This is a genomic window from Streptomyces cacaoi (assembly GCF_006539165.1).
Lineage (GTDB): Bacteria > Actinomycetota > Actinomycetes > Streptomycetales > Streptomycetaceae > Streptomyces > Streptomyces cacaoi.
Window position 1 is genome coordinate 15,221 of record NZ_BJMM01000026.1, and the last position, 16,685, is coordinate 31,905.

The 16,685-nt window shown below is 74.9% G+C and carries 16 protein-coding genes; 2 read left to right on the plus strand and 14 right to left on the minus strand.

All coding sequences use genetic code 11. The features are described 5' to 3' along the window. Positions 1-41 precede the first annotated feature (41 nt). The 11 genes from mpaP to SCA03_RS36420 form a co-directional block, all read right to left on the minus strand. A complete protein-coding gene (mpaP, locus tag SCA03_RS22370; RefSeq protein ID WP_230988851.1) occupies positions 42-1,886 on the minus strand; it encodes a daptide biosynthesis intramembrane metalloprotease in 1,845 nt (614 codons plus the stop codon). After that, entirely contained in the window at positions 1,883-2,635 is a 753-nt protein-coding gene (locus tag SCA03_RS22375; protein WP_030885470.1) for an ABC transporter permease, read from the minus strand. The genes mpaP and SCA03_RS22375 overlap by 4 nt, the downstream gene beginning before the upstream one ends. Next, positions 2,628-3,386, minus strand: a complete 759-nt coding sequence (locus SCA03_RS22380) for an ABC transporter ATP-binding protein (protein ID WP_051845968.1) — start codon at positions 3,384-3,386, stop codon at positions 2,628-2,630. The genes SCA03_RS22375 and SCA03_RS22380 overlap by 8 nt, the downstream gene beginning before the upstream one ends. Next, a complete protein-coding gene (locus tag SCA03_RS22385) occupies positions 3,383-3,616 on the minus strand; it encodes a hypothetical protein (RefSeq protein ID WP_030885463.1) in 234 nt (77 codons plus the stop codon). Before SCA03_RS22385 ends, SCA03_RS22380 begins: the two co-directional genes overlap by 4 nt. Positions 3,617-3,734: 118 nt before the next feature. Beyond that, positions 3,735-3,899, minus strand: a complete 165-nt coding sequence (locus SCA03_RS35210; RefSeq protein ID WP_169729634.1) for a daptide-type RiPP — start codon at positions 3,897-3,899, stop codon at positions 3,735-3,737. 72 nt (positions 3,900-3,971) lie between these two features. Further along, a complete protein-coding gene (locus tag SCA03_RS35215) occupies positions 3,972-4,148 on the minus strand; it encodes a daptide-type RiPP (protein ID WP_158102286.1) in 177 nt (58 codons plus the stop codon). Then, on the minus strand, positions 4,145-5,536 hold the full coding sequence (mpaC, locus tag SCA03_RS22390; RefSeq protein ID WP_141275604.1) for a daptide-type RiPP biosynthesis dehydogenase: 1,392 nt from the start codon (positions 5,534-5,536) through the stop codon (positions 4,145-4,147). Before mpaC ends, SCA03_RS35215 begins: the two co-directional genes overlap by 4 nt. Continuing rightward, complete coding sequence (gene mpaD / locus SCA03_RS22395) at positions 5,536-6,969, minus strand: daptide-type RiPP biosynthesis aminotransferase (RefSeq protein WP_086815414.1); 1,434 nt, start codon at positions 6,967-6,969, stop codon at positions 5,536-5,538. Before mpaD ends, mpaC begins: the two co-directional genes overlap by 1 nt. Continuing rightward, positions 6,966-7,820 carry a daptide-type RiPP biosynthesis methyltransferase gene (mpaM, locus tag SCA03_RS22400; protein ID WP_030888627.1) on the minus strand — a complete coding sequence of 285 codons (855 nt, stop codon included), beginning with the start codon at positions 7,818-7,820 and terminating at the stop codon, positions 6,966-6,968. Before mpaM ends, mpaD begins: the two co-directional genes overlap by 4 nt. A 4-nt stretch (positions 7,821-7,824) precedes the next feature. Continuing rightward, a complete protein-coding gene (gene mpaB, locus SCA03_RS22405) occupies positions 7,825-8,985 on the minus strand; it encodes a daptide biosynthesis RiPP recognition protein (RefSeq protein WP_141275605.1) in 1,161 nt (386 codons plus the stop codon). 17 nt (positions 8,986-9,002) lie between these two features. Next, positions 9,003-9,971 carry an LLM class flavin-dependent oxidoreductase gene (locus SCA03_RS36420; protein WP_030885450.1) on the minus strand — a complete coding sequence of 323 codons (969 nt, stop codon included), beginning with the start codon at positions 9,969-9,971 and terminating at the stop codon, positions 9,003-9,005. 688 nt (positions 9,972-10,659) lie between these two features. Between SCA03_RS36420 and SCA03_RS22415 the strand changes: the two genes are divergently transcribed. Then, positions 10,660-11,721 carry a glycosyltransferase family 2 protein gene (locus tag SCA03_RS22415; protein ID WP_086815411.1) on the plus strand — a complete coding sequence of 354 codons (1,062 nt, stop codon included), beginning with the start codon at positions 10,660-10,662 and terminating at the stop codon, positions 11,719-11,721. 228 nt (positions 11,722-11,949) lie between these two features. Continuing rightward, complete coding sequence (locus SCA03_RS22420; protein ID WP_030885442.1) at positions 11,950-12,435, plus strand: DUF3592 domain-containing protein; 486 nt, start codon at positions 11,950-11,952, stop codon at positions 12,433-12,435. A 59-nt stretch (positions 12,436-12,494) separates the two neighbouring features. Here the strand turns inward: SCA03_RS22420 and SCA03_RS22425 are convergent, their stop codons facing one another. The 3 genes from SCA03_RS22425 to SCA03_RS22435 form a co-directional block, all read right to left on the minus strand. Next, entirely contained in the window at positions 12,495-13,292 is a 798-nt protein-coding gene (locus SCA03_RS22425; RefSeq protein WP_230988852.1) for a DUF4232 domain-containing protein, read from the minus strand. A 118-nt stretch (positions 13,293-13,410) separates the two neighbouring features. Continuing rightward, entirely contained in the window at positions 13,411-15,081 is a 1,671-nt protein-coding gene (locus SCA03_RS22430) for a GAF domain-containing SpoIIE family protein phosphatase (protein ID WP_086818052.1), read from the minus strand. Between the two features lie 423 nt (positions 15,082-15,504). Then, positions 15,505-16,683 carry a methyltransferase gene (locus tag SCA03_RS22435; protein WP_086818050.1) on the minus strand — a complete coding sequence of 393 codons (1,179 nt, stop codon included), beginning with the start codon at positions 16,681-16,683 and terminating at the stop codon, positions 15,505-15,507. Positions 16,684-16,685: the final 2 nt, after the last annotated feature.

Consider the following 16,685-nt stretch of genomic DNA (forward strand, 5'->3'; position numbering starts at 1 on the left):
GGTGCTGCCGGGTGCTGCCGGTGTGTGCGGTGCGCGGGCCGTCAGCGCAGGGCCGGCGCGATGTAGGTGAGGTACAGCCAGGAGCCGAGCGGCCGGTCACCGACCGGGACCTGGGCCATGCCGGCGCGGGCGCCGTCCGTCGCGCGCTCGGCGGCCGTCCGCTTCCCCGCGGACCCCGCCGATCCCGCGGATCCCGCGGAGCCCTCGGCCCCCGCGTCGGGGTCGTCGGGTGCTGCGGGTGTCTCCAGGCCGACGCGGTAGGCCGGTACGGGCAGGGCGCCCGCTTCCCGGACGGGGATGAAGGCGGACAGCGGTGCCGTGCCCTTGCGTGCCTCGCCGGCGGAGCCGTCCGCGACGACCGCCGTGCCGACGGGGGAGCGGGTGACCATGCCGCGCCGGATCAGGGTGACGTGGGTGCCGGGTGTGACGCTGTCCCGGTCCGCCGCCTCGGAGAGCACCAGCGTGGTGCGGTCCCCGTCGCGGACGAAGCCCGCCGTGATCTTGTAGGGCACCTGGACGAGGGTCAGCGCGGCGGTGACGGCCGCCGCCGTGAGCACCCCGGCGGTGACGATCCGCCCGGTGTGCGCGCCGCCGCCGCGGGCCTCCTGGACGATCTTCCGGCCGCCGGTCCACGCCCGGTACAGCAGATAGCTGATGCCGGTGAGCACGACGGCGGCGCCGATGACGCCCATGCCCTGGAGCAGGTCGAGCCAGAGCGAGGAGGCGAGCCCGATCAGATAGAGCGGGAAGACCATGCAGGCCAGCCCGAACGGCACCGACCAGCGCACGGAGGGCAGTTCGCGCTCGTACCGGCCGCCGAACAGGACACGGGCGAGGAAGCGGCGGGCGTCGGTCATCGCGCGGTCGCGCAGATGCGGCACGTCCAGATGCGTCATCAGCGCGATGTAGCCGTCGAGTTTGACGAACGGCAGCAGATTGAGCGTGCCCGTCACATAGGTGGAGACGGCGAAGACCAGCACGGCGTCCCAGGCGCCGCCCGTCCCGTCCGCGCCGGCGATCAGCGCGGCGATGGCGGCGCTGCCCGCGATCACCATCTGGGTGACGATGCCCGCGAGCGCCACATGGACGCGTTGTTCCTTGCGGGGCAGCCGCCAGCCGTCGGAGACGTCGCAGAAGAACGCGGGCGTCATGTAGAAGAGCATCACGCCCATCCGGCTGGGCCGCCCGCCGTGGTAGGTGAGGACCGCGCCGTGCCCCATCTCGTGCAGCGCCGTCGTCACCAGGGAGGCGACGCCCAGCACCATCAGGAAGGAGAGGGGCAGCGGCTTGCCGAGCGCGCTGCGCAGCACCGGCGCCTGGAGCGCCAGCGCGAGCAGCCCGCCCAGCGCGGCGCACACGGCCAGTACCGCACCGAACCTGTTGGCCACCGACCGCAGCAGCGGAGTGGCCGCACGCAGCAGCCGCTCCGGCTTGAGCATCGTGAACTGGAGGGTGAGCGGCGGGACGAACTTGAACCAGGTGCTGCTGCGGCGGCGCGGTGTGCCGTCCTCCAGCAGCCGCATCCGGTGCAGATTGCGGACCGCGCGCTCCACGTCCCGCTCGGTCCACGGCGGGCCGAGGGTGTCCACGAGCCCGGCGTGGTCGCGGGCGCCGTCCATGGTGTGCAGCAGCCGCACGAGGTCGCTGCCCACCCGGATGTACTGCTGCGCGCCGCGCTGCACCACCCAGGGTGCGCCCTTCTCGATCGGCTCGTGCACCAGCACGTCGGAGGCGAGGCGCGGGCGGGTCAGCAGCGCGGTGTCCGGCTCGGCGGTGCGGCCGGCCGTCGAGCCGTGCCCGCGGCGGGTGCCGTGGCGCAGGACCCGCTGGTAGCCGAAGCGGCGCTCGGGTACCCGGCGGTGCCGTCCGCGCCCGCGCGTGATCACAGCACGTCCCGCTTGTGGAAGAGGGCCCGCGCGGCGATGCCAGCGGCGACCAGCCAGGCGGCGATGGTCAGCGAGGCGGCGGGCACGGAGAGCAGCTCCGGCTTGCCGTCCCGGTAGACCGAGCTCATGGCGATGGTCAGGGTGAACTTGCCGACGGCCGGGGCCAGTCGCAGCAGCGCCTCGTCGACGAAGAGGGTCAGCCCGAGCAGGGTGGCCACGGTCGCCGCCTGGTTGCGGATGATCCAGCCGAGCAGCACGCCCCAGGGGGCGCCCAGCGTGGTCACGACGAACACGCCGATCAGCGTCAGCGTCGTCTCGTGCGTCCAGGCGGGCTCCAGCTGGGCCTGCGGCAGGAACACCGACGGCGAGGCGGCGGCCAGTGCGACGGTGAGCGCGCCGAAGACGACGCCCATGGCCAGGCCGACCAGCAGCTTGGCGGTGAGCAGCCGTCCGCGTCCGCCGCTCAGCAGCACGGATCTGCCGATCGCGCCGGACTGGTACTCACGGCTGACGAAGATCGCGCCGAGCAGCGCCGAGAACAGCAGCATCATGAACCAGGACCGCACGACCTGGTCGGTGACGCCCTCGATGGTGGTGGCGCCCTTGGCGATGTCCTTGTCGGCCTCGGTGACGTAGCCGCTGCCGGCCAGCGCCCCCATCAGCACGCCGATCAGCGCCATCGACCACCAGGCGCGGCCGGTCCACATCTTCGACCACTCGGCGGACAGGAGGCGTCGAAGGTCATGCATGGGCTCCGACCCCGCTTTCGTTTCCGTTGCCGACGAGGGAGAAGAACCGGTCCTCCAGCCGGACGGCCCCGTTGTCGGTCAGCTCGGCGAGCGTGCCGCTGTAGCGCAGCGACCGCTGGATGATCAGGACGTCGTCGACGGTCTGCTCCACCTCGGCCAGCAGATGGCTGGAGATGAGGACGGTGCGGCCCTCGTCGGCGAGCGAGCGCAGGAAGGTGCGCAGCCAGCGGATGCCGTCCGGGTCGAGTCCGGTGGCCGGCTCGTCCAGGACGAGGAGTTCCGGGTCGGCCAGCAGCGCGGAGGCCAGCGCGTGGCGCTGCCGCATACCGGTCGAGTAGCCCTTGATCTTCCGGTCGGCGCGGTCGCCGAGGCCCACCCGCTCCAGCACCTCGTCGACCCGGCGGGACGACAGGCCCAGCGTCTTCGCCCAGATGGTGAGATCGCGCCGGCCGCTGACGCCCGGCAGGGCGCCGATGCCGTCCATGCTGACGCCCACCCGGTGCGCCGCGTGCGGCAGTTCGTCGTAGGGGTGGCCGAAGACGGTGGCCCGGCCGGCGCTGGGCGCGGTCAGGCCGAGAAGCATGCGCAGCGTGGTCGTCTTGCCCGCGCCGTTGCGCCCCAGCAGGCCGACGATCCGGCCCGGCCGCACCTCGAAGGACACCGAGTCGACGGCGGTGACCGTGCCGAAGGTCTTGCTCAGACCTTCGGCGACGGCCACGGGCTGCCCGATCTGCCCGTGCTGCCTGGTCATCGCTTCCTCGCGGTACGGACGTTGAGCGCTGTACGCACCACGCAGGCGAGCAGGGCCACCGAGAACACCGCCATGCCGACGGTGCTCGCGCTGCCCTGGAGAGAGATCTGGCAGTAGGCGAGACCGATGACGAGGAACGGGATCAGAAAGCTGATCCTGCTGTTCGACTCGTACCAGGCCCCGTTCCCGCCTCCGGAGTTCCCGCTGGTACCGGGGTTCTTGTCGGGCATGGATCCCACATTCCTTTCGGCCCCGGGAGTGGGGCCCGGATACGTCCCAAGGCCCCGGATCCGGCAGGCGCCTGCCGGATCCGGGACTGCTTGTGCGTGCCTGAAGGCCGCGGCCTTATCAGGTGGCGATGGCGGAGGCCACGCCCCCGTAGACGGCGCTGACGGCGATCGAAGCCATCGTTCCGTCCTTGAAGTTGGACCAGAAGCCCGGGGCCTCCATGGCCTCCAGCTCCTGCATGTCCAGCTCCAGGGCGGACATGTCGTTCTTCAGCTCGTCCTGCATTTCCTCACCTCCCCCGAGGCTGCTCGACAGCAGTGGTGACGACGTGTCGTGGCGCTGATCAGGGGCTCCTGATCAGGTGACCACCGACGCGACGACGCTGTAGGTCACGGCGCCGCTGACGCCCGCGCCGCTGATGTAGCCGGTGACGGACCAGAAGCCCGGGGCCTCCATGGCCTCCAGCTCCTGCATGCCCAGCTCCAGCCCGGCGCCCTCGGCGCCGCCGAAGGTCTCGACATCCTGCACGTTCATCTCCCCCTCCCGGTCACTAGTTCCTTCTCCTGGCATCCGCCGCCCGGGACCGGAGGCCCGGCGGCGGAAGTCTGTGGACGGCGCTGAGCGTGCGCCGCGGGCCCGTGGGCCGCTTCTGTGCGAGCCGCTCCGGCGCGGGCCGTGTGCACCGTCCCGGTGCGCGCCGGCTCCTCGTGCTCCTGGTGCTCCTGGCGCTCCTCGTGCACCGCCCCGGCCAGCAGCCCCGCCAGGTCGTCGGCGGTGAGCCGGCCGAGCATCGGCAGCCCGGCGCCCCAGGCACGCACCGCACGGGCCGCGACCCCGGCGGCGGTACCGGCCGGCGCGGTGACGGTCCGGCCGATGTGCCAGCGGTCGGCGAGGTGCGCGATGCCGTCCGCCGCGTCGGCGGGCAGGCCCTCGGGGACGGCCGTGCGCAGCCGCTGCCACAGCCGGCCGAGCCGGCGGGCCGAGCCGTAGCGCTCGTCCCCGTCGGCCACGCGCCGCCACAGGGGCGGGAGCAGCGCGGCGACCGCGGTCATCTTGCGCAGCCCCAGCGCCGAGGACAGCTCGTTGGCCACGTACCAGCCGCGGTTGGCGTACGGCTCCCGGCCGAGCACCGTCCAGCCGGCGTGCGCGAGGCCGCTGACCTTGGCGAGTTCGGCCCGCACGGTGTCGTCCACGGCCCGGGACCGCTCGTGCGCGGCGCGTACCTCCTCGCCGAGCTGCACGGTGCGCACGGCCAGCGCCTCGACGAGCGCGTCCTCGGTGGGCAGGTCCGCGAGGTCGCCCACGTACAGTCCGGCCAGCCGGAACAGCACCTCCAGCGCACCCTCCGCCACGGCGGCGTACGGCAGCGTCGAGGTGGCCAGCGGATCGACGACGGCGGCGTCCGGCTGGAGCGTGGTGCCCATGACCAGGCGCTTGCCGCGCGGATGGTCCAGGCAGGCCACGGAGCTGAGTTCGGAGCCGGTGCCCAGCGTCGTGGGCACGGCGACCAGCGCCGGACGCGGCCCCTCGCCCCGCGGCGGCAGCAGGACCAGCCCGCTGCGCTGCGGCACCGCGAGCCGCTTGGCGGCCTGCGGGCCGGTGCACAGCCAGCCGGCGAGCTTGGCCCGGTCGAGCAGCGCGCCACCGCCGACGGCGACGACGAGCCCGGATCCGGCGAGCTGCCGGGCCAGTTCCCCGAGGGCCTCGACGCCGCCCGTGTCGTCGGGGCCGCCCGCCTCGACCGTGTGCACCGTGCGGCCGTGCCGGGCGAGCGTCCCGCGGATCCGCTCCGCGATCGGCGCCCCGGTGACGGCCGGGTCGGTGAGCACGGTGACGGACGTCTCGCCGCGGCTGCGCAGCCACGGACCGAAGCCGTCGAGCCCGTACATGGTGAGCGTGGGGCAGTGCCAGCCGAGCGCCATCAGCGGGCCCCGGCAGCGGTGTCGGCCGACGCGGTGTGCGCGGCGGTGCCCGTCGAGGTGTCCGTCGAGGTGTCCGTCGAGGCGTGCGCCGCGGTGTGTGCGCTGATGCCCGCCCGGACGCACTCCAGCAGTTCGTGCAGCTCCGCGTCGGTGTAGACGAGGGCGGGGAACAGCTGGACGCCGTGCAGCCCCGGGTGGACGAGGGCGCCCGCGTCCCGCACGGCGGCGACGAGCGCCGGGACCTCGGCCTGCGGCAGCGGCGCTCCGTCCGGGCCGCAGACCCGCACGGAGCGGAAGCAGCCGACGCCGGTGGTGCCGGTGACCCGCGGGTGCTCGTCGACCAGCCGGGCCAGTTCGGCGTCCAGCAGCCGGCCGAGCCTGCGCGCCCGGGCGACGGCGTCGAGCCGGTGCATCTCCTCCAGCGTCGCCAGCACCGCCGCGCAGGTGACCGGGGTTCCGGCCTGGGTCTCGCCGTGGCTGAGGAGCGCCCCGGCCGCGTCGAACGTGTCCGCCACCTCGCGGGAGGCGAGGACGGCCGCCGCCGCGCTCGTCCCGTTCGTCAGCCCCTTGGAGGTGATGAGCAGATCGGGACGCTCGGGCCAGCGCTCGGAGGCGAAGAACGCGCCGGTGCGGCCGAAGCCGGTGGCGACCTCGTCGGCCACCAGCAGGAAGCCGTGCTCGGCACGGAGCCGCAGCAGCGCGTCGATGTACTCGTCGGTCAGCGGGACGGCGCCCGTGCCGAGCACCGGTTCGACGACGACGGCGGCGACCTGTGCGCCCTGCCGGGACAGCAACTTCGCCAGGTCGTCGGGGTCGTTGGCGGCGACGTGCCGCACCAGCCGCTGGTCGACGCCGTACAGCTGCTGGCCCAGGTCCTCACCGGTGAGGGCGAAGCCGCCGAAGGTCAGCCCGTGGTAGCTGTCGCGCAGCCCGACGACCAGCTTGCGACGGCTCTCGCCCCGCAGCGCGTGATGGTGCCTGGCCAGCTTCATCACCAGGTCGTTGGCGGCGCCGCCGGAGGTGGAGAACAGCACCCGGCCGTAGTGCGCGGGCCCGGCGGCGTCGACGAGGGCCTCGGCGGCCCGGCGCGCGTAGCTGTTCTCGTAGCGGAAGACGCTCAGATAGGAGGCGTCGCGCAGCGCGGCGGCGGCTGCCTCGGCCACGGCCTCGTTGCCGTAGCCCAGGTTGGTGTTCCACAACCCGCTGGCGCCGCACAGCAGTTCACGCCCGTCGGCGAACCGCACCCGGGTGCCCTTGGCGGAGACGGCGCACAGCGCGTCGTCCCCGTGCGCGGACGGCTCCAGGAGCGCCGGCCACAGCGCACCGCCCCGCGCGGGCCCGGCCTGCGCCGTCCCGGCCGGGTGCGTGTCGGCCGCGTGCGCGTCCGCTGTGTGCGTCCCGGCTGCCGGTGTCCCGTGCCGTTCGCGGCTCATGCGGCCACCTCCGCTTCGAGCAGGACGTCCCGGTGGCGCCAGCCGCCGGAGGGCAGCGGGTACCGGGCGGTGACGGTCAGGCCGTGCGCGGCCAGTTCGGCGGTCAGCCGGGCGACGGGCAGCACGCCCACGGTGGACGTGGCCACCGGCACGGTGCCGCTCGCCGGTTCCTCGGCGGGGAAGACGGTGATCACCCGGGCGTCGGCGCCCGCGGGCCAGTGCTCGTGCATGCGGTAGCCGCGCCCGCTCGCGCCGACGACGTCCAGCACGACCTCGGTGTCGTCGGCCCCGTCGGTTCCGTCGCTCCCGTCCGTCCCCTCGGCCTCGTCGGCCGGCCGTTCGACCGTGGAGAGGAGGAACCGGCCGCCGGGCGCCAGATGGCCGCGTACCGCCTCGTACAGACCCGCCCGGCCCGCCGCGTCCAGCAGCGAGATCGAGGTGGTGCCGAGCACGACGGCGCCGAAGGTGCCCTCCAGCCGGAAGTCGCTCATGTCGCCGTGCACGGTCGTGCACCGGTTCCGGATCCGCGCGGGCGCCTCGTCCAGCCGCTGCCGCAGCAGCGCGAGCATTCCGGAGGACAGCTCCAGGGCCGTGACGTCGCGGCCCAGCGCGAGCAGCGGAAAGGTCAACCGGCCCGACCCGGCGGCCAGTTCGAGCACCGGACCGGGGACGGTGCGCACCCGGCCGAGGAGTTCCCTGACCTCCAAGGTGTCCTGGGCGGAGAGGTCGTGGTAGACGGCGGAGCCCGTCTCGTCGTACAGGTCGTGCAGCACGGCGCGGTCGCCGAGCGCGGCCAGCCGCAGGCCGGCGCTGCCGGGCACCGTGTGCCGGGCGGGAGCGGAGGTCGTCACCGGTTCACGCCCCCACGCCGGCGGGGCCGTCGCCGCCCAGCGGCATCCCGGCCTCGGCGAACTGCTTCTCGACGGCGATCAGCCGCTCCTGCCATCCGGCGCCGAGCGCGCCGGCCGCCGCCTCGGCCGAGCCGTGCACCACGACCGCCTCGGCGAGCTGCGCCCCGGCGGGGGAGACCCGCAGGGTGCGCCCGGTGCGCGGGCAGTGCACATAGCCGGTCTCGCCGCTTCCGCCGGCGGCACCGGGGGCCGGGGCGCCGCCGTCGGCCCACAGCACGAGCGGGACGGTCGGGTCGGCGCATTCGCGGGCGTCGTCGGCGTCGCCCAGCGCGGGCAGCGCCCGGCCGCCGAACCCGGAGGCCCGCACGCCGGAGGCACCGCGGGCCCGCAGCTCGCGCACGGCGTCCAGCGCGACGAGGTAGCGGGCCGCCCAGGGCCGCTCGTCCAGCGCCGCGTCGCGCACCGCGCCGGGCACGATCCCGCCCAGCGCGACGGCGCACGGGTGTGCGGCCTCGGCGTTGGCCTGCTCCCAGGCGGCGTCGAGGGCGTCGAGGCCGTCGCCGGGCACGCCGAGCCGGGTGCCGCCGGGCGCGGTGGAGACGGCGCCCTCGGCGTCGACGTGCAGGCGCAGGGCGGGGCCGTCGCCGTGCCGGCCGGCGCCGAGCGCGGTGACGTCGGCGAGCTGGACGGCCGGGTCGGTGACGAACGAGGCGAACTCGCCGGTGGCGCGGGCGTCGTCGGCGTCGGCGAGGAACGCCTCGAAGTCGGCCTCCTCGGTGATCCGGATCAGCGTGGCGCCGATGACGGACATGTACGCGGACGTGGCGTAGTCCTGCGTCTGGAGGTAGAAGGTGTCCGCGAGCGACATGTCGCCGCTGGGCTCGCTGAGCGACCCCGTGTAGCCGGCGATCCGCACCGGGCCGTCGGTGCCGTCGGGGCCCCCGGGAACCTCGGCGTCCCGGGTGGCCTCCTCGCCGCCCGGCACCAGCACGACACCGCCCGGTCCGGCCAGTCCGCCGTCGAGGACCGCGCCGAGGTGGGCCGCGTCCTCCAGGACCACCGTCGCCGCGCCCCGGGCGGGCAGCCCGCCGCCGAGCGGGCCGGGCCTGCCGGTGCCCCACGACATCACGTGGCGCTTCAGACGGGACATCTCTTCCCTGGTCATACTTGCTGGTCCCTTCGTCACGCGACCGCGGCCAGAATCGTCTTCAGCTCGCTCATGGCCGCCTTCGGCCCGTGCACGTTGCAGACGCCGGTCAGATTGAGGACGACCTCGTCCGCACCGGCTTCCCGGTACTCGGCGAGGAGCCCGGCGAGTTCCCCCGGATCGCCGTGGAGGAACGCCTTGCCCTCCACCATCCGCTTGCCGGCGGCGGGCAGTTCGTCACCGGAGATGTCGATCCCGCCGGTGCGCAGCATGTCGATGTAGTGCGGGGCCCGCATGTGCGGGGCGTTGCCGGCGACGACCAGTTCGGCCGGGTCGCGGTCCGGTGCGCGCAGCGCCATCGGCACCATCGCGGTGACGCGCGGAACGGGCCTCCCGGCCTCCTCGGCGCCCGCGCGCAGCGCCGGCACCAGCGTCTCCTTCAGATACGACGCCGGCGTGAGCCAGGTGATGGCGACATCGGCGATCTGCCCGGCCAGCCGGGCCATTCCGGGGCGCAGCACGCCCAGGCCCAGCTCGATACGGGGCGTGACGGCGGGCGTCATGGCGCCCTCGCAGGAGAAGTACGTGCCGGAGAAGGACAGGTTCCGCCCCTCCAGCAGCCCGCGGACGACCGTCAGATACTCGCGTGCCGCGGTCAGCGGGCTGGCGTAGGGGGCGCCCAGCAGGCTGCGCTGGAACGACCTGGCGCCCGGGCCGAACCCGGCGACGACCGGCTCTCCGGTGGTCAGCGCCAGTGAACGCGCCTGGTGCGCCGCCTCGTAGGGGTGGCGCAGCGGCATCAGCGTCACGCCGGTGCCGGTCGGCACCCGGAACCCGGAGCCGGCCGCGGCGGCGAAGCCCTGGAACGGCTCGACGAGCAGCGACTGGCCCTGCCAGAGCCGCTCTGCGGCGGTCCACTCCACCAGCGCCGCGTAAGGCAGCAGTTGTTCCGGTCTGCGTGGCAGAAACGGCAGCAGAACCGAACACGCCGGAAGTGCGCTCACGTACTCTCCCCCGATCGCACGCCTGCGGACAGGCGTACGCGTTGAACTCCCCGTTGTGCCGTGCGGCGCGCGGGCCGTGGCGGCGACGGGCCCGCTGGGGTCCCGGCTCCGGACGCGTCCGGACAGCTTCCGTCGCGCGTCGCCCGCCGGCTCGCACCGGCTACCCAGGAACCTAGAGCACGGGAAAGGGGCGCACCCCCGGCGGCGGAACGGTTTGTTCCCCGTCCGGGGACGGGGAACAAAAGGGCGACCGTGTGGCAAGATCGGCGGATCGTCCGTCCCGGCTCGCCCGGACCGCCCGCGCGGCGACGGCCGCCCCGGCGGCCGTGGAAGCGGAAGGGCTCCCGGGGGAACAACGGCCCGGTACCGTGCGGAAGTTCGCCCCGGCCGGAACCCGCACCCGGCGGGCACCCGGCCCGGCCCAGCCCGGAACGCCTCGCGGCCCGGGAGCGCGCTCCGGTCCGGTCCGCTTCCGTCCTGGACCCGCCGTCCCGGAACCCGTCCGTCCGGGAGCCCGCCGTGCAGGTGCCGGTGTCTCCCCGCGCGGGCAGCTCCGTGCCCGGGCGTCTCCCGGCGCCCGGTGTCCGCGCCCGTGTCCGTGCCCGGTGCCCGTGCCCGGCCGGTGGTGCGGCCGCCGTTGGGAGCGGTCCCCGCCGGGGGCGGGGGCGCCATCCGAGAAAGGTCAGCCATGCCCCGGTTCACCGTCGTCTGCCCCACCTACAACCGTGGTGCGGACATCGTCCCGACCCTCGACTCCGTGCGGGCCCAGACGGCCGACGACTGGGAGCTGCTGGTCGTCTCCGACGCGAGCAGCGACGACACCGACGCGTGGGTCGAGGCCGCCGCCGACCGCGACGCCCGGATCCGGCTGCTGCGCACCGAGCGGCACGGCCACCCCAGCGGCCCGCGCAACGCGGCGCTCGCCGAGGCCCGCGGCGAGATCGTCGCCTACCTCGATCACGACGACCGCTGGCTGCCGGGCCATCTGGCCACGCTCGACCGGCTGTTCCGTGAGCACGGCACGGGCCGGGACGCCGACGGTGTCCAGCTGGTCGCCACCGGCTGCGAGTACCGCACCGCCGACGATGCGACGACCTCGCTCACCGAGCCGCTGAGCCTGTGCTGGCACCCCGAACTCCAGCTGCTCGGGCCGCTGTTCGAGCCGTCCCGGGTCGCCCACCGGCGCGGTGTCGTGGAGGCCGTCGGCGGCTGGCGGGACGGCGCCGGGCTGGAGGACTGGGACCTGTGGCTGCGCCTGGCCGACGCCGGCGTCGCCTTCACCACTACGACCGAGCGCACGGCGCTGCTCCTCCAGGACACCGGCACCCGCCGGCACCGTACGGCCAGGCCGCAACGGCAGACGCTCGCCGAGTTCGACTCCGCCCGGTCCGCGCGCGGCGTGCTCGACGCGCTGGGCGACGCCTCGACGGAACCGGCGCTGCGCGCGGCGTGCGCGGCCGATATGCGGGAGTGGTTCGCCGCCATGGCCCGCGACGGCGCCTTCGTCCGTCCGCGTGGCTGGCAGGGCCCGCTCGACGAGGCCGTCGCCGCCACCGTCGCCGCCACCGAGGAACTCTGGCCCGACCTGGTGCTCTTCCGCCGCCCCGGACGCTTCGTGCTGGCCCAGACCCTCTGGTGCTCCCGGCCCGAGCACGCCCGCCGGATCGAGGAGCTGTCCCGCCGGGTGCATCCGCGTCAGTACGCGCTGCTGGACGAACTCGCCGCCCGCCACACCGCTTCCGCCGCCTGACCCCGGCCGGGCGCGTCTGCCCGAGCGCGCCCGCACGAGCGCGCCCGTTGGGCGCGCCCGCTGCTCGCGCGCCCGCCCGAGCGCGCGTGCCCGAGCGGGGACGGCGCCGGGACCGCAGGCGCGGTATGGGCGGTTCCGGCACCGGTTCCGGCACCGGTTCCGGCAACGCGCCCGGTGCGGCCGCCGGTCCGGGGTAGCGTCCCCGCAGTGACTGGTGAGGGGGCACGCATGCGGTTTCAGCGGCGGGGGCGCGGCGTCGGCCGGGCGGTCGCCTTCGGGATGCTCGCGCTGGGGACGGTCTTCCTGATCGTCGGCCTGGTCACGGCCGGGATGTCCGCCTCGCTGCTGGCGGACTCGGAGCGGGTACCGGGCACGGTCGTGAAGCTGGAGTGGCGGAAGGGCGGCCACGAGACGTCGCGGGACGGCCCGAGGGACCAGGTCGTGGCGTACCCGGTGGTCGCGTACACGCCGGAGGGCGGCGTACCGACGAGGTTCCGCGGCTCGACGGGCTCCAACCCGCCGTCGTACGAGGAGGGCGAGCAGGTCGAGGTGCTCTACCGGCCCGGCTCCCCGGGGGACGCGCGGATCAACGGCTTCGCGTCGCTGTGGATGCTGCCGCTGATCTTCGGCGGGACGGGACTGCTGTTCGTGGGGATCGGAGCGGCGACCGTGCGGGCGCGGCGCCGACGCGCCGCCGGTGCGTCGTCACCGTAGCGCCGCCCGGGCCCTGCGCGGACGGCCCCGCCGAGGCCGTGCGGACGGCCCCGCCGGGGTCACTTCCCGACGCCGACGGGGTCGACCGTGACCGAGGAGCCCGGGCCCTCGGTGACCGGCAGATTGAGGGTCGCCGGCACGGACTGCGACTGCGTCTCGCCGGGCGGGGTGACCACGAGGCCGGTGACGTTCACCCCGCTGCCGCCGGTGTCGTTCGGCGGGTAGTGCAGGGTGAACCGGGTCTCCTCGCCGGGTGCGACGCTCACCCGCGGGGCGGCGAGGCCGCTGCGGCCGGCGTTGAGCGCGCCGCCCTCCGTCTGGAGATCCACCCCGGGGAAGCCCTGGAGGGTGCAGGCCGCCGAGCCGTTGTTCCGCAGATTCACCAGCAGCGTGCCCTCGCCCATGCCGTGCGAGGTGCTGAACCCCAGCTCGGAGGTCTTGCAGGCGCCACCGGAGCCACCGGGCGCCGCCGGCCCCCCGCCACCGCCTCCCTTGCCCCCCGAGGAGCCCCCGCCGTTCTTGCCCGGGGCACCGGGCTGCGCCGTGTCGCCGCCCTTCTCGTCGCCGTGGCCGGAGTCGGCCGCCGAGGACGACGACGAGGGCGAGGCGCCCTTCTTGTGCGAGCCGCCGCCGGGCGAATCGCCGGGCGCGGGCGCCGCGTCCCCGGCCACCTTCTTCGGTGCGGAATCGTCCGCCTTCTCGTTGCCGCACCCGGCCAGCAGGGCCGCGGACAGCCCCGCGGCGACGACGGCTGCGAGCCGGGTGCTGGTGGCTGTGCGTCCTCGCGCGGGCCCGTGCCGTGCCGGCCGCCCGGTCGCCCGCTGCGCGTGCTGCTGCTGTTGCCTCACTACCGTCACTCCCTGGTCGCTCCTTCGCGAACGTACACCGGATGCCGGGAGCGGGGCTCGTTTCCGGCTTCCTCCTCGGGGACGCACCGGACGCCGGGGCGGTTCGGGGGAGGAAACGGTTCCGGCGTCAGCGGGCGTGCGGGGTGACGCGGAGCGCGAGGACGGCCACGTCGTCGTGCTGCGGGACGCTGCCGACCGCCCCGGCCAGCGCCTCCAGCAGCTCGTCCGGCGATCCGCCGCCGTGGGCCGCCAGCACGGACGCCGCCCGGTCGATACCGGTGTCGATGTCGCCGTCCGGGCGCTCGACCAGCCCGTCGGTGTACAGGAGCAGCGCGCCGCCGGGCGGGATCCCGCAGACGGACTCGTGCCTGTCCGGGGTGCCCGAGCCGTCGAGCAGCAGGAGATCGTGCCCCTCCAGGCGGGTGACCCGGCCGTCGGGCGTGCGCAGCAGCGGGGGCGGGTGGCCGGCGTTGGACCAGGTCAGCAGCCAGCCGTCGCCGTGCGGGTCCAGACGGGCGTGCACGGCGGTCGCGCCGGGGCCGAGCCCCAGCGCGTCGAAGGCCGCGTCGACGTCCCGGAGCGCGACGGCGGGAGAGCGTGCCGCGTGGCCGAGGGTGGCCTGGCGCAGCATGCTGCGGACCTGGCCCATCACCACGGCGGCGTGCATGTCGTGCCCGATGACGTCGCCGATCGACAGCATCAGACAGGGGCGCCGCTCGTCCCCGCCGGGCGGCAGCGGATAGGCGTCGTACCAGTCGCCGCCGACCATGTCCTGGTCGGCGGCCGGCAGATACCGGTGGGACATCTCCAGGCCCGGTACGTCCGGGAGTTCGGTGAGCATGGCCGACTGGAGCTGCTGGGCGACGCCGAGGCGGTTCTCCACGAACAGGGTGCGCTCCACGGCCTGGCTCACATAGCCGGCCACCGCGGTGAGCACCGCCTCCTCGGTCACGCCCATCCTGTGCGGGCCCGACCACGCCCACGTCAGCACGCCCCGCCGGCCGGCCAGGGGCACACAGAACGCGGAGCGCAGCCCCATCTCCTCGTACCAGGTCACCGCGTCGGGCCCGTAGCCGGCCGCCAGCTCCGCACGGTCGCGGACGAGGACGGTGCGCTGCTCCCGCATGGCCCGCGCGCTGGGGAAGCGGGCGTCCAGCTCGATGGTCGGGAGGGCGCTCTCCACGGGCTGGACGGTGTCCGGCTCCACGACGCGCCGCAGCAGCGGCCCGTCGGCGAGCAGCAGGCCCACATAGAACGGCCGGGTGGCGCCGTCGAACAGATGGCGCAGCCGGCGGACCAGGTCCGTCAGATCGCGGGAGCGGCCCAGCTCTACCGAGGCGCGCAGCAGTACACCGGCGTGGTCGCGGTCGCGGCAGATCTGCTCGCCGGCGATGCGCAGCTGTAGCTCGACGGAGCAGGCCGCCGCGAGGTCGGAGAGGTCCTGCAACTGGGTTTCCGACCAGTCGCGGGGCCGGTGGTCGATCGCGCACAGGGCACCGAGGACGTGGCCGTCGGCGTCCGTCAGCGGCATCCCCGCGTACGCGATGACCTGGAGGTCGGAGACCGCCAGGCTGCCCCGGGTGCGCGGGTCCTGCCGGGTGTCGGGCACGACGAGCGGTGCGCCGCTGTCGACGACGAGCTGGCAGAAGGAGCGGTTCAACGGCGTCTCGCGCCGCCCGGCCCACGGTTCCTTCAGCCCGGCCATGCCGGGGAAGACCTGCCGGTCGGTCTCCAGCAGGGACACCAGGGCGACCGGGACGCGGACGAACCGGGCCACGAGCCGGGCGAAGCGGTCCATGCCGTGGTCGGCCGAGGCCGTGAGGCCCGCCCGCAGGAGCGCCTCCGACCTGTTCAGTTCCCCCGTCAACGTCCCTCCAAGGAGAACCCGGCAACCGTGGGAGCTTTCGTCCCAGAATGCGGCCTGGCGGGGCCTTCCGCACCCGGTGTTCTCCGTCGGGAGGGGAAAGGGAGGAGAGGGGAGGAGAGGAGAGGGGAAGGGAGGAGCGAGGGGGAGAGGAAGCCCGCTGTCGAGGAGCGCTCCGCAGTGGCCTGCCGAGGGGGGCGGCCGGTCCGGCCGCGGAGCGCTCGTGCCGGGCCCGGAAACGGGTTCCGGGCCCGTCCTCATCACGGGGAGTCTCCAGGACACCAGCCCCGCGCTTCGCTGTCCAACAAGTCCGAAGTGGGCGGTGACAAGGAGCAGTTGTGGCGAGGGCGGCGCCGGTCAGGCGTCCGGCACGGGGACCGCCTCGACCAGGGAGAACGGTGCCAGCGCCGGCGGTGAGGCGACCCGGGTGGTGCGGAAGCCGGTCGCGGTCAGCAGCGCGTCGAGATCCCGCGCGCTGCGCTCCCGGCCGCCCATGTTCACCAGGACGTACAGATCGCTGAGGAACGCGAGCGGATGGGCGTCCGGCGTCGCCCGCTCGGGCAGCAGCACCTCGACGACGAGGAGCCGGCCGTGCTCGGGTACGGCCGCCCGGCAGGAGCGCAGGATCCGGGCGGAGCGCTCGTCGCTCCAGTCGTGGAGGATGCTCTTGAGCACGTACAGATCGCCACCCGGCGGCACGGCGTCGAAGAAGTCGCCGGTCTCCACCCGGCAGCGGCCGGCCAGCCCGGCCTTGCGCACCGTCGCGGGAGCGTCCCGGCCGCCGGCCGGCGAGTCGAAGACGACGCCGTGCACGCCGGGGTGGGCGCCGAGCACGGTGGTCAGCAGCGTGCCGTCGGCGCCGCCCACGTCGACGACGCGGCCGTGCGCGGAGAAGTCGTACACCTCGGCCAGCGCGGTGCTCAGCGTGCGCGTGGCCTCCCGCATGGACGAGGCGAAGGTCTCCGCCAACTCCGGCTGCCCGGCGAGATGGTGGAAGAAGTCCGTGCCGAACTCCTCGTCGAAGCCGGGCTCGCCGGTGCGGACGCTGTGCTCCAGCCGGGCCCAGGCCCGCCGGAAGACCCCGGAGCCCTGCCGGACGAACGCGTGCAGCGAATCGGGGACGTCCGGGCGCAGCCGGCGGCCCGCCGGGGTGAGCGCGAAGCGGCCGTCCTGCGTCTCCTCTGCGAGGCCGAGCACCGCGAAGGCACGCAGGAAACGCAGCGTCGCGACCGGGTCGGTGCCGGCCGCCGCCGCCACGTCCCCGGCGGTGTGCGCGCCGTCCGCGAGCTGCTCGGGGATCCCCAGCCGGACGGCCACGTCGACGATGTCGCTGGACATGTAGCCCCAGACCAGGCCGAGGATCCGCTCCTGGGAGGCGAACTGTTCGGCGTGCGGCGCGGCGGGCCGCTGTGCCTGTGCGGTCTGCTGAGCGTCTGCGGCGTGCTGTGCCCGCGCGGCGGGCTGAGCGTCCGCGGTGGGCGGTGCGGTGTGCGCGGGGCCGTCGGGCTCCGCGCGTACCGTCTCCGGTTCGGCCATGG